Genomic DNA, 13,070 nt, shown 5'->3' with positions numbered 1-13,070 from the left:
TGACAAAAAGGATGAACAAACATGAAACAAACAGAGCTTTATCAAATGCTAGCATTTTTATTACGCTATCCAAATGAAGAATTTAGGCAGATTCTACTTGGATTAACAGCAGAAATACAGGAAGTGGGCGACACGAGAATTCGTCAAAAACTGTTTCAATTTATAGAGCTGGTAGAGCAAACACCATTGGATGATTGGATTAATCATTATGTAAGCCAATTTGACTTTGACCGGAAAACAAATCTTTACGTTACGTATTTTAAAAATGGTGAACAAAAGGAGCGAGGCTTAGAGCTTCTAAAACTAAAAAAATTTTATCAGGCAGCCGGCTTTGACATTGTTGAAACAGAACTGCCAGATTATATACCGTTAATGCTTGAATTTTCTGCACAGGTTTCAGCTGATATCAGACAAGAGCTTTGGAAAATGCATGAACAAGCAATTTGGGAAATTAGAGAAACTCTCTTATCAATTAAAAGCTTTTATGGCTTACTTTTTGATGTTTTGATTCAGCTGTTTGAACAAGATGGCCTCGAGCATCATCTGACAGCCGAAAAGCAAACTCCTATACCAAATTTAGAAGATCAAGCTATTCTTGCAAAGATGCGAGATCAATTAATTAAGAACCAGCTAGGATAAGAGATATTAGCTGGAAGAAAAGGAGTAACCAATATGAACTCACTCAATTTATTACTTTGGGGAGTTTTCCCTTATATTGTCCTGACCATTTTTATTGGCGGTTTAATTTATCGTTATCAAAAGGATCAATTTGGTTGGACAACAAAGTCTAGTGAAATTTTTGAAAAAAAGCGACTGCGAATTGGATCGCTCATGTTCCACTGGGGGTTATTTTTTGTCTTGGGCGGCCACATTGCAGGGCTGATTGTTCCAGTATCTTTCTATAATGCTTTTGGTATTTCTGAGCACTTTTACCATAGAATTGCCCTAATCTTTGGGTTACCTGCAGGAATTGTTGCTTTTATTGGGATTCTGTTGCTTGCCCACCGCAGGTTTAGTGTGAAACGTATTAAAGCGACCTCTTCGATTGGCGATTGGGTAGCATTAATCTTGGTCATCATTGTTATTTTTACAGGATTATTAGCAACAAGCATGAACGTCGATTCACAAGGATTTGATTACCGGACAACGATCGCGCCGTGGCTTAGAGGTTTATTCGTTTTTCGTATGCAGCCTGAGCTAATGGCTGAAGTACCCATTTGGTTTAAAATCCATATTTACACAACATTTGCTTTATATGTTTCTTGGCCGTTTACTCGATTAGTTCATGCATTTAGTTTTCCGCTTCGTTATTTAAGTAGAAATTATGTGATTTATAAACGAAGAGTTCAACGTAAGGCTGGATGAGATGGGAAGCACCTATCATAGTGAAATAATTTTACAAATAAGGTTGGGATGAGGATGAACCATCAGGACATTCTTTTATTGGGGGCAGAGCTCGATAAAACACTCCAAGAGAATAACATGGCACAAGCAAAAGATATCGTGAGCCAGTTGGAACCTCATTACGAGGCGAGATCACAGGAGTTTTCCGTATCGAATCAATTAACCATTGCGTTGTCACTTGCAAAGTATTTTCGAAAAAGGAACCAGTATGATAAATCGGCTCATTATAGCAGACAGGCAATTCAACAAGCAAAAATAGGAAAGCTCGGACTAACTAGACCACTGGTTGACGCGTATTTAAACTATGCAAAACTAGAAAAAGATTATAACCAGATTGACAATGCTAGAAAACTATTAGCAACACTGTTGATGCAGCTAGAGAAAAATAAGGTAGAAGATAACTATATATTTGGTCTCGTCTATCATTTGTTAGCACAAATTGGCTTTCAAGATCTGGCCTTTGATACGGCTGTTGAACAATTTAAAGAAGCATTAACCTGCTTTCGGAAAGTAATTCCTGAAGAGCATCCTATTATCTATCAGACTATTAATGAATTGACAGAGACGTATATTCGCATGGAGCATTATCAGGACGCCTTGTATCTTCAAGAGAAGACCTTACAAGATTACCAAAAGACAGATGACAAGTTAACCCAAGCCTTGATCCTGTTACGGATGGGAGAAATCTACTTTTATCTTGATTTGAAAAAGGCAAGGAAAGCAATATCGCAATCGCTGGCATTTTTGAAAGCCCTTGAACAGCCACTGTTGCTTTACCAAGCAAAGGCGAATTTGCTATTAGCAGAGCTGGAGGAGAATCTAGCAAATGCTCCACGTTCTATCAATTATTATAAGAGAAGCCTTAAACAGCTGGAACAAGTTCATGAGCAAGAGCACTTCATGGTTGTCTATGCCTATTCAAAAATCGGAACGTTACTTATGAAGGTAAACCAATTAGAGGACGCCAAATACTACTTGGAGAAAGGGTTGCCGTTAACGAAAGGCCATCCCCGTATTCAAATGCAATTCCTTTATGCACTCGGGAAGATTTATTCGAAAGAACAGTCGTATGAACAAGCGAGAAATCTATATCAAGCTTTCCTAGATCAATTGGAAAAGGCAAATAAAAAACAATCGAAGGCATATGCAGATACATTACAAGCAATTGGATTTAATTTTATTCAACAAAACGATATGGAAAAAGCTTTTATCTGCTATCAAGAAGCCATTGATATTTATCAAGGCCTTAGACCGGTTAGTAAGGATTCCTTAGGATTTGCAAGTATTCGTCTTGCTTATTGTTATGAACAAAAGGCTGAAAAGGACATTGCAAAAGCAAGTGAGTGGTACCAGTATGGCGTAGAACAGATAGAAAAGCTAAAAGATAAGGCACTCTCTGAAGAGGCACTCGCAGCAGTAATTGATTTTTACCAGCGTCATGATTTTCCAAAGCAGCAGTCTTACTATGAAAACAAGCTAGTCAAATTGCAAGTAAACAGCTGAGAAGTATTATCGTATAAAAGAGAAGAAAGCGATCAAATATGAGGTTACAACCAACAGAGGAGAATTTAGCATGTTACAGGATAGGCTCGGTCGTCCATTACAAGATTTACGTATATCAGTTATTGATCGATGTAACTTTCGTTGTACGTATTGTATGCCAAGGGAAATCTTCGGTAAAGACTTTTCTTTCTTGCCCAAAGACCAGTTGCTAAGTTTTGAGGAGATTGAACGATTAGCTAAACTATTTGTTCAATTAGGCGTAAGGAAAATTCGTTTAACAGGCGGGGAACCTTTATTACGAAGAGACATTGCAACCCTAATTGAGAAGTTAGCTGCTATTGATGGGTTAGAGGATATTGGCTTGACAACAAATGGAATGCTGCTAGGGAAAATGGCAAAAAGTTTGAAGCAAGCAGGTTTAGAACGTGTGAATGTGAGCTTGGATGCATTAGATGATAAAGTTTTTCAATCAATTAACGATAGCGGTATACCGACTAAAAAAATATTAGACTCCATTGAACAGGCACGAAAGGCTGGACTCAGTGTAAAAGTGAATATGGTTGTCAAAAAGGGAATGAATGATCAACAAGTAATCCCAATGGCAAAATACTTTAAAGAACAGGAAATACCATTGCGATACATTGAGTTTATGGATGTTGGCCAAACAAATGGTTGGGATTTCAGCCAGGTGCTAACGAAAAAACAGCTGTTTGAGCAATTAAGCCATCATTTTGAGCTGGAACCTGTGGATTCTGCCTATATAGGAGAAGTGGCAAAGCGTTATCGTTATGTTGGAACTAATGCAGAGGTTGGATTCATTACGTCAGTTTCTGAATCCTTTTGTTCTACATGCACACGAGCCAGGCTAGCAGCAGATGGGAAGTTTTATACCTGTTTATTTGCAAGCGGCGGGCTCGATCTTCGAACATTATTACGTTCTAATGCAGATGACCAGACAATTTTACAATCAATTGTGCCAACATGGAAAAACAGAAACGACCGCTATTCAGATGAACGGACGGAAGAGTCAGCGAAGTATAGAAAGAAAATGGAGATGTCCTATATTGGTGGATAGATCAATAAAGGAGAGCAAAGCGATGAATAATCGATATTCCAGACAAATACGTTTTCAGCCAATTGGCGAGCATGGACAAGAGCAAATGGCGAAAAAGCACGTATTAATAGTAGGGTGTGGAGCTTTAGGATCGGCTAATGCAGAAGCACTTGTCCGCGCGGGAGTTGGGGAAGTATCTATTGTGGATCGAGATTATGTAGAAGAGAGTAATTTACAACGCCAGCATCTGTTTACGGAAAAAGATGTAGAGCAGCAGCTCCCTAAGGCAATTGCAGCTCAACAACACCTGCGGGAAATAAATCAGTGTATAAAGATCCATGCACATGTGATGGATGTAACAGGTGAAACGCTTGAGCCATTAATAAAAGATGTGGATCTGGTAATGGACGCAACTGACAATTTTGATACTCGATTTATCTTGAATGATGCGTTGCACCAGCATAGGATACCTTGGATTTTTGGTGCCTGTGTCGGTGCTACGGGAATGAGCTATACGGTTATTCCAAATGAAACACCTTGCTTACGTTGTTTGCTTGACGCCATACCGGTAGCAGGTGTGACATGTGATGCAGTTGGAATCATTGGTCCTGCCGTGCAAATGGTTGTAGCACATCAAACAGCTGAAGCATTGAAGCTCCTAACAGGTGCAGCAGGTAAACAACGAGCCACTTATTTAACGTTTGATCTCTGGAATAACCTTTATCAAACGATTAGAGTGGAGGGAGTAAAGCGGGATGAGTGCCTTACTTGTGGGATGACCCCGACATATCCAGCATTAGCATACCAAAATCAGGTGAAGACGGAAGTCTTGTGTGGAAGAGATACGGTCCAGCTTAGGGCGAGTACATCACACTCCTTAGCAGCATTAGCAGCCCGATTTCAAGTATTTACAAGTGTAAAACAGAATGAATATCTAGTATCGATTACGTACCAGTCCTATCGAATTGTCTTTTTCCTTGATGGGAGAACATTAATACATGGCACTAATTCCGTTACAGAAGCGAAAAAAATTTACTATCAGCTAGTAGGTTAAGGGGGGATAATGATGGAACGGCGAGAACCAATAAAAGTTACAGAAGCAATTGAACGAGTCATGCAATATGGGGCAGCAGGCGACATTGAACATATAGCATTGGAACAAAGTATGGATCGAGTTCTGGCAGAAGATGTTCTGGCCGATCATGATGTGCCCCCATTTGATCGTTCGCCATATGATGGATATGCTATTCGCTCCAGTGACACTTGCAGAGCATCAACAGAAAATCCTATCACACTATCTGTTATCGGTCATATTGGCGCCGGGGAAGTTTTTGCAAATACCGTTAGGGAAAATCAAGCGGTCCGGATTATGACAGGAGGGCCGATTCCTGTTGGATGTGATGCTGTTATCATGCTAGAACTAGTAGAGGAAGTATCCGAGCACAAGATTTGCATAAAACGTAAAGTGAAGCCGAATGATAACATTTCCTTTCAAGGCGAAGATACAACAAAGAATGATGCCATTGTTAGAAAAGGAACTCGAATTAACCCAGGAATTGTCGCACTACTTGCCACATTTGGCTATAAGCAAGTCCCTGTAGCAAAAAAGCCGACTGTAGGAGTGATTGCGACAGGCAGTGAATTACTAGAAGTAGATGAACCACTTGTACTAGGGAAAATTAGAAATAGTAACGCATATATGATTATGGCCCAATTAGAACGAGCTGGCGCAAAGGCAATCTATTTCGGTCAATTTATCGATGATTTAGAAGTATGTTATAACCAAGTAAATACAGCGATTGAACAGGTGGACTTTTTAATAACAACAGGTGGTGTGTCAGTAGGGGATTATGATTACTTGCCAGAGATTTATCGGAGAATGGGAGCAAATGTATTATTTAATAAGGTAGGGATGCGACCGGGCAGTGTAACAACTGTTGCCGAATTAGCTGGCAAACTGTTATTCGGGTTATCTGGTAATCCATCTGCGTGCTATGTCGGCTTTGAGCTTTTTGTAAGACCAGTGCTCCAGTTCTTTTTAGGAAATCCACTAGCCTATAATAAAGCAATCCAAGCTAGGCTTGGATTGGATTTTGCAAAGCCAAATCCATTTGATCGATTTGTGCGCGGCAAGCTTTATTTTACCGAAGCACAACCTGTTGTCACGCCGATCGGGCTAGATAAATCAAATGTCGTTTCCTCATTAGGAGAAGCAGATGTATTGATTGTATTACCAGGAGGCACAAGGGGATATGAACAAGGAAGCAGTGTGGTTGCCTTATTACTCGAATATGCAGAAGGGGATGCCGAGTTCTTAAACAATTATCAATTAAAGGAGAGACAGCATGGACACTAAGCGTTACAAAATCGTGGATCAGCCTATTGCAATCGATGAACTTATTGACAAAGTAACGCGTCCTGAGGCAGGTGCCATTACAACATTTATTGGAACGGTAAGGGAATGGACGAAAGGAAAGCGTACCATCTATTTACAATACGAAGCATATATTCCAATGGCAATAAAAATGTTGGAACAAATTGGACATGAGATAACGGAAAAATGGCCGAATACCGAAATTGCAATCACCCATCGAATTGGTAGATTAGAAATTACGGATATTGCCGTCGTAATAGCGGTTTCTTCCCCGCATCGTGAAGCTGCATACCAGGCAAATCAGTATGCGATTGAACGAATTAAGCAAATAGTACCAATATGGAAAAAAGAGCATTGGGAAAACGGCGAAACATGGATTGGAGATCAGCTCGAGCAAATCCCCTATCATGATCCATGGTCAACAAACGAGGGAGGCATTTAAAATGAAAATATTGGTGTTTGCACATTTACAAGAGCAGCTTGGCACATCAGAATTAGAGCTGGATTGGGAAGCACAGACGGTTCAGACATTTAAAGAAGCCTTTCAACAAAGCTATGGGATTGATTCTTTAGACCAGGTCATGATTGCCGTAAATGAAGAATTCGCAAGGGGCCAAGCTATGATCCAAAAAGATGATGTAGTGGCACTCATTCCGCCAGTCAGCGGCGGGTGAAGCAGTTAGTTCAATTGATATTAAAGGATGATAGCACATGCAATGTGTACAAATTATCGGTTATAAAAATCGTGGGAAAACCACTTTAGTAGAGCATTTAATAGGATACTTTTCAAAATACCATTACCAAGTGGCAGCAATCAAGCACCATGGACATGGAGGCCCTCCTTTAGGGTGGGAGAAGACAGATAATGCAAAACATCTTCAAGCAGGAGCAGATTTTGCTGGTGTGCAAGGAGAAAACCTGCTGCAAATTGCGACAAATAAGGAATGGAATCTAGATGTAATTTTACAATTATACACGCTATTAAACGTAGATATTCTATTTATAGAAGGATACAAGCATGAACCAAAGCCGAAAATTGTGCTAATTGGGGAGCAAGAGGATATCCATCTAATAAATAAAGTATCTAACCTGAAAGCGGTAGTTTCTAGTATTCCTTTAGAAGAAATATCTGTTCCGATATTTAAGCCTAATCAATTAGAAAAATTGGCCTGTTGGCTTCTGGAACAATACACGCAAAATCTGCTTCATTAATCAATATTACACATTTCCAGCGGGCAGTTTTCACAGCCGATCGCCTGACGTAAATACTCAATGTCGTGAAGGATTATTTTTCCTTGTGTATTCAAAGAAATAATATTGTTTTTCCGAAGGTCACCGAGCATGCGGTTCACACTTTCCCTTGTAGTTGCGCAGAACCTTCCTAGCTCTTGATTTGTTAAGGTCATGTCGATAAGGATGCCATCATCCACAGGGACACCGTAACTATTGGATAAGCGAATTAAGGTAGAATAGACAGCACCTTTTTTTCCATTTAATAGTAAATCGCGCAGCTTTGATTGGAATTTTCTCATGTGGTCACTTACCCAGCGCATGAATTCAAAGGTGAGTGCGCTGTTAGCCATTAATTCTTTTTCTAATTTGCTTCTTTTTATCACATAGACCTCACCGGTTTGGAGCGTTTTACAGCTTAATAGAAACTTTGGATTATCAGCAAACAGCGTTAGCTCACCGACGATATCATCTTGTTTACAAAGCCGCAGCAATAGTTCGTTTCCTTCTGCAGTAAGCTTGCTAATTTGAACTAAACCGGATTCTAGTAAATAAATTTCTTTTGCTTCTTCTCCTTCGCGGAATAGATAATGGTCTTTATATATTTTTTTCTTTGTACCAATAGACACAAGCAAATGCCGCAGTTCTGGAGAAATCATTCTTTTCCTTGATGCTTGTATTGGAATTTTCACGTGGAGACCCCCTTATCATGGTTTCATTTCCATGATAGCATGAAAAAAATGCAAGTAGCTCGTTGAAAAACTAAAACTTAATGACAATTTTTAAACAATAAGCGTCTAAGTATGGAGTGATGACATGCAGCAACCTATCGTTGGTATTTTATTGGCAGGAGGAAAATCAAGCCGCTTTGGTTCGCCGAAGATGTTTGCCGAGCATAATGGAAAAGCTTTTTATCATCATAGTCTGGATGCTATTACCCCTTTTGTTAAACATGTATACATGGTAACCCAGCCGCATTATGTAGATCAGATAAAAAGTGCAGAGGCAGATGTTTCTATCCTGATAGATTTGCCTTCTATAAAAGAAAAAGGCCCGCTTGCCGGGATATATTCTGCCATGCAGGAAAATCGAAGTACATGGTATTTAGTCATCCCTACCGATGTCCCATTTATGACAGAAGCTACGATTCATTTGATCGTAAAGGAAATCCAGCCTGGATATCAGGCAATTATTCCATTTTGTAAAGGAAGGTTACAACCTTTAGTCGGTGTATATCATGCGACCGTTGCTCCTATCATTGAGGAAATGCTGCAAGCTGGGGACTATGCTGTTTATCAGCTCCTTCAAAAGCTAAAGGTAAAAACAGTTGAGGTGGAAGATGAAGAGCCTTTTTACAATTTGAATTATCAGCGGGATTACGATTATCTAATAAAGAAGTAGCCAAGAGTATAAATGCCTGGATAGGTGCTATAAATTAGAGACAAGGAATATAAGGAAATGAACATAAATAAGGATACGAAGCAGCAATTACAGAAGCCTCTTTATAAATGGACAGTTCACGATTTATTATTGTTAATTAAATGTAAGGTATTATTAGCTAATGTTTTGCCAGTGCTGACTTCCTTTCTATTAGCACTGAACATCCTTAGAGAAGGATTTTTAGATTACTGGATGGAATTTATCTTTGTTTTACTTGGTTCAACTTTGGTAATGGGAGGAGCATTGGTACTGAATAATTGGTATGACGTGGATATTGATTCCATCATGGAGCGTACGCAAAAGCGCCCAACCGTAACAGGTAATGTGCCACTGCAGACGGTGCTTATTTTAGGAATAGGCTTCACGATAGCTGGCTTTATTTTTTTACTGATGGTGAATATGAAGACTACGTTATTTGCGTTCATCGGTTGGTTTACGTATGTCTTTTTATATACAATGTGGTCTAAACGCCGCTATGCTTTTAATACATTGATAGGCAGTTTATCAGGGGCTGTGACCCCATTGATGGGATGGGCGGCAGTTGGGTCTATTCTTCATAAAATCCCACTTGCCTTATTTTTGCTTTTGTTTATCTGGCAAATGCCTCACACCTATGCCATCGCTATTAAAAAGTTTCAAGAGTATGCGGACGCGAAGGTAGCAATGCTGCCAGTTGTATCGGGAATAACTAAAACAAAATATCACATGTTATTTTATATTGCATGTCTGTTACCAATTCCCTTTCTCCTTGCTTCATTTGGAAAAGTATTTGTGATCGTGACATTTGTTTTCACAATGGGCTGGCTTATTTTAGCTTTATCGGGATTCTTGGTAAGAGATCAATGGAAATGGGCGCATTGGAATTTTTTATACTCTGTGAATTACTTAATGATCATATTTATTTACATGACTATCCTCACTCTTTGCTTCAAAGTTAAGTAGAGAAAAAATAAGAAGGCGAAGAATGATAGTAAATCATGGTCCTTCGCCTTTACACTTATATGAACTTAAGCGTTTATCTCCCTTTTTGCTGTACTTAAATCGTTAAATATCCCGACATAATACCGGACTTCCCCGACATTATTTTTGATGGCACTAATGGTCAACCATTGTAAATAAAAGGAGCCATCTTTTCTTTTATTCCATATTTCACCCTCCCAGAAGTCATGCTGATCAATCGATTTCCACATTTCTTGGTAAAAGGACTTGTCGTGTTTGCCCGACTGGAGGAGCACAGGAGTATTTCCTAAGGCTTCCTCTGTTGTATACCCAGTAATCCGTGAAAATGCAGAATTTACCCGTTTAATGACGCGTTTTTTATCTGTTAACATAATTGCTTCGGCTGTGTTTTCTATGATCTGCTTCTCGATGTTTTTCTCATCTTGATAATACATCCAAACTACAATAACGAAGCTAACCAATGCAAATTGGGACAATGCCATAAATCCGATCGAATATTGCCCTGTCATTTGTTCAACCGCAGTCAAAATAAGAGGTGGGAAGAACCCGCCTAAACCACCAATGGCAGAAACTATTCCATTCACAATCCCAGCTTGCTTTGGAAAGTGCAATGGAACTAATTTAAAGATCGTTCCATTCCCGATACCTGCTGTTACAGCGACAGATAATGTTCCGATCGTGTATAAAGTCAAGGTTGGGGAAAATGATAAAATGATACCTGAAGCAGTGATGCCGATAAATGTTATCATTAAAATAATATACGGGTTAAATTTATCAGCAAGCCAGCCACCAACTGGTCTTAGGAAAGTCGCAAGCGCTATGAACCCTGCCGTTCTCATTCCTGCATCAACCGTACTCAATTCAAAATGAGTAGATAAGAAATTAGGTAAATAAACGGTAAACGCCACGAAAGCTCCAAAGGTAATAAAATAGAAAAGACTTAACGCCCATAATGTCGCATTTTTGTATACAGCTTTAAATTGCTTAGATAAAGCGACATGCTCTTTACTTTCCTGCTTATCTCCTAAAAAAACAGTTAAAGCTATAAACAATAATAATAAGACAAGATACATCTGAACCGCTTTATTCCAACCGAGCATTGCTGCGATAACAGGGGCTCCGAAGGAAGTAACGGCTGTACCAATGTTACCTACGCCATAAATTCCATTAATAAAACCATGTTTTTCTTTCGGATAATATTTTGGTAACGAGGTGACACCAATGGAAAAGACAGCTCCGCCGACTCCAAGAAATAATCCACCAATTACTAAATCTGAGAATGAATTAGCTATACTAATAAAGTAGACGGGAAATAGAAGAATAAAAAAACTAATACTAAATAATAGTCTTGCTCCATAGCGGTTTGTATAAAAGCCTATGGGAATCCGCAGTATAGAACCTAAAATAACAGGAAGCGCCGTCACTAATGACACTTGTGATGCTGTTAATGAAATATCTTCTCGAATACTAGGCATTAGGGAGGATAAGATCACCCACACCATGAATCCAATGACAAGATTAAACGTTTGCAGATTTAGTTGAATCGTTTGTTTTTTCATATGACGATATCCTTTCTTATGATTTCATATTTGTCCTCTATACAACAATAAAAAAAATTTTGCTGTCTACGTGTGATTTACTTCACATATAGCCAGCAAAATTTTGTTTTTTTTATTATATTTACTGTTAATGGGACCATTTCAGTCTCTGGCTGTAAGGAAGGCGGCATCAGATAAACTTTGTCCAAATATTATTAAATGGGGATAATAACGACTTGAACATATCCTACTGTGAAAGAAAAAAGAATTACCATCAAAAAAGTATGGGTAATTCTTTTTTTAATAGTTATTTCTTTGTTTTATCTCTTTCTTGCATTTCTCTCACATTTTCTGAGTGGAAGGGAGAATTGCTCACTTCATTAACGACACTAAATGGGTTACCGTCCAAGTCAAAGAAATCAAAAAATTTCATTCCGCCAAAATCATCGATTTCGGTAGTAACGATGCCATTGTTTCTAAATTGTTGATGGGCAGCTTCAATATTATCAACGACAAAATTAAAATAGGAGTTCTTCTGATCCCCTTTAATAATAAATTCAGTAGGCTGGGGGGATTCTACTTTTACTAAGGCTAATTGTGTTGTTCCAGCTGGTAAATAAAAGCCGGCACCATCCTCCCAACTATCGATTATCTTCACACCAAGAAACTTTACATACCAATCGGTAGATTTCTTAATATCTGTAACGGGAATAAATATACTACCTACTTTAAACATAATTTTCCTCCTTGAAATGAAATTCTTCCTTATAACGAATATAATAGTGGAAAAGTTACACTTACATATAAATTTATATAAAAGAGGAGGAAACATGGTTTTTGAAGATATCGAGGTTGTGATTAAGAAACTTTATAAATATTGTTTAAGGTTGTCAGGGTCTCCTTGGACAGCCGAGGATCTAGTACAAGAAACGATCCTAAAGGTTTATAAAATAAAAAAGGCAGAGCCGAAAAGGGAGTTTACATTTTCTTATTTATGTACTGTGGCAAAAAATCAGTTTATCGATGAGAACAGGAAATATAAAGAGAGTATTTTATTTAATGAGGACATTTTCGGAGAAGCCTACGATTTTATAGATTACGATGGTTTAATAGAAATTTTACTTACCACCCTACCTTTAAAACAGGCTATGCTAGTTACCTTGAAGGATGTATTTGGCTACACTTCAAAAGAAATGGCATCCATGTTAAGAATAAGTAATGAGGCGATTAAAACAGCACTTCATCGGTCTAGAAAGAAACTAAAATTACAAAATAATAATATAAAAATCCCCTCTTCTAATCAAGAAATTATTATTGCACTCACTAAAGCAATACGGGAAGCGAAACCGATGCAAATATTTTATCTTTATCGACTATTAGAATCACAAAATTTTAAGGTAAGAAGAGGTTCTATCCATTCTCGATTCTATGTTATAGACCCAGATGGAAATATTTTAGAAATTACATCCTAATAAGTTGAACTATATTCATACTAATAAAACGTGGTATATTAGTTTTACCCACAATTAGAACGGAGACTAATTATAATAATATAATAAAAATTCGG

Annotated in this window: 15 protein-coding genes; 12 read left to right on the top strand and 3 right to left on the bottom strand. The window is 38.3% G+C overall.

All coding sequences use genetic code 11. The annotated features are described in order from the left end of the window. Nucleotides 1-21 precede the first annotated feature (21 nt). The 9 genes from narJ to mobB all read left to right on the top strand — a co-directional run bounded on the left by narJ (nucleotide 22) and on the right by mobB (nucleotide 7,547). On the top strand, nucleotides 22-639 hold the full coding sequence (gene narJ / locus NX902_RS24325) for a nitrate reductase molybdenum cofactor assembly chaperone (RefSeq protein ID WP_095333296.1): 618 nt from the start codon (nucleotides 22-24) through the stop codon (nucleotides 637-639). A gap of 33 nt (nucleotides 640-672) precedes the next feature. Continuing rightward, nucleotides 673-1,365: a respiratory nitrate reductase subunit gamma gene (narI, locus tag NX902_RS24320; protein WP_095333299.1), complete on the top strand. Its 693-nt coding sequence runs from the start codon at nucleotides 673-675 to the stop codon at nucleotides 1,363-1,365. A 54-nt stretch (nucleotides 1,366-1,419) separates the two neighbouring features. Continuing rightward, nucleotides 1,420-2,907 carry a tetratricopeptide repeat protein gene (locus NX902_RS24315; protein WP_095333301.1) on the top strand — a complete coding sequence of 496 codons (1,488 nt, stop codon included), beginning with the start codon at nucleotides 1,420-1,422 and terminating at the stop codon, nucleotides 2,905-2,907. Between the two features lie 70 nt (nucleotides 2,908-2,977). Beyond that, nucleotides 2,978-3,982, top strand: coding sequence for a GTP 3',8-cyclase MoaA (gene moaA, locus NX902_RS24310; protein WP_095333303.1), 1,005 nt, complete (start codon nucleotides 2,978-2,980; stop codon nucleotides 3,980-3,982). 22 nt (nucleotides 3,983-4,004) lie between these two features. Continuing rightward, entirely contained in the window at nucleotides 4,005-5,015 is a 1,011-nt protein-coding gene (locus tag NX902_RS24305; RefSeq protein ID WP_095333305.1) for a ThiF family adenylyltransferase, read from the top strand. A 9-nt stretch (nucleotides 5,016-5,024) separates the two neighbouring features. Further along, complete coding sequence (locus NX902_RS24300) at nucleotides 5,025-6,317, top strand: molybdopterin molybdotransferase MoeA (RefSeq protein ID WP_095333307.1); 1,293 nt, start codon at nucleotides 5,025-5,027, stop codon at nucleotides 6,315-6,317. After that, nucleotides 6,307-6,777, top strand: a complete 471-nt coding sequence (locus NX902_RS24295; protein ID WP_095333309.1) for a molybdenum cofactor biosynthesis protein MoaE — start codon at nucleotides 6,307-6,309, stop codon at nucleotides 6,775-6,777. Before NX902_RS24300 ends, NX902_RS24295 begins: the two co-directional genes overlap by 11 nt. 1 nt (nucleotide 6,778) lies before the next feature. After that, complete coding sequence (moaD, locus tag NX902_RS24290) at nucleotides 6,779-7,009, top strand: molybdopterin converting factor subunit 1 (protein WP_095258333.1); 231 nt, start codon at nucleotides 6,779-6,781, stop codon at nucleotides 7,007-7,009. A 37-nt stretch (nucleotides 7,010-7,046) separates the two neighbouring features. Then, a complete protein-coding gene (mobB, locus tag NX902_RS24285; protein ID WP_095333311.1) occupies nucleotides 7,047-7,547 on the top strand; it encodes a molybdopterin-guanine dinucleotide biosynthesis protein B in 501 nt (166 codons plus the stop codon). Here the strand turns inward: mobB and NX902_RS24280 are convergent. After that, nucleotides 7,544-8,224, bottom strand: a complete 681-nt coding sequence (locus NX902_RS24280; protein WP_095333327.1) for a Crp/Fnr family transcriptional regulator — start codon at nucleotides 8,222-8,224, stop codon at nucleotides 7,544-7,546. The two genes, mobB and NX902_RS24280, sit on opposite strands and share 4 nt — an antisense overlap. A 157-nt stretch (nucleotides 8,225-8,381) precedes the next feature. On the opposite strand from NX902_RS24280, the gene NX902_RS24275 reads away from it, so the two are divergent. Together NX902_RS24275 and cyoE are read left to right on the top strand one after the other, a co-directional pair. Continuing rightward, nucleotides 8,382-8,966, top strand: a complete 585-nt coding sequence (locus NX902_RS24275) for a molybdenum cofactor guanylyltransferase (RefSeq protein WP_341161053.1) — start codon at nucleotides 8,382-8,384, stop codon at nucleotides 8,964-8,966. 57 nt (nucleotides 8,967-9,023) lie between these two features. Beyond that, nucleotides 9,024-9,947, top strand: a complete 924-nt coding sequence (gene cyoE, locus NX902_RS24270) for a heme o synthase (protein WP_095333315.1) — start codon at nucleotides 9,024-9,026, stop codon at nucleotides 9,945-9,947. A 65-nt stretch (nucleotides 9,948-10,012) separates the two neighbouring features. On the opposite strand, the gene NX902_RS24265 is transcribed toward cyoE, so the two are convergent. Next, on the bottom strand, nucleotides 10,013-11,524 hold the full coding sequence (locus tag NX902_RS24265) for a nitrate/nitrite transporter (protein ID WP_095333318.1): 1,512 nt from the start codon (nucleotides 11,522-11,524) through the stop codon (nucleotides 10,013-10,015). 286 nt (nucleotides 11,525-11,810) lie between these two features. Next, nucleotides 11,811-12,239 carry a VOC family protein gene (locus tag NX902_RS24260; RefSeq protein WP_095333320.1) on the bottom strand — a complete coding sequence of 143 codons (429 nt, stop codon included), beginning with the start codon at nucleotides 12,237-12,239 and terminating at the stop codon, nucleotides 11,811-11,813. Nucleotides 12,240-12,333: 94 nt separating this feature from the next. Here NX902_RS24260 and NX902_RS24255 point away from each other — a divergent pair, with 94 nt between their 5' ends. Next, nucleotides 12,334-12,975, top strand: coding sequence for an RNA polymerase sigma factor (locus NX902_RS24255; protein WP_123260216.1), 642 nt, complete (start codon nucleotides 12,334-12,336; stop codon nucleotides 12,973-12,975). Nucleotides 12,976-13,070 lie beyond the last annotated feature (95 nt).

The sequence above is a fragment of the Niallia sp. FSL W8-0954 genome, from assembly GCF_038005605.1.
Classification (GTDB): domain Bacteria; phylum Bacillota; class Bacilli; order Bacillales; family Cytobacillaceae; genus Niallia; species Niallia circulans_A.
Note: the sequence above shows the minus strand (reverse complement) of the source record. Positions and strands in the feature narration are given on the sequence as shown.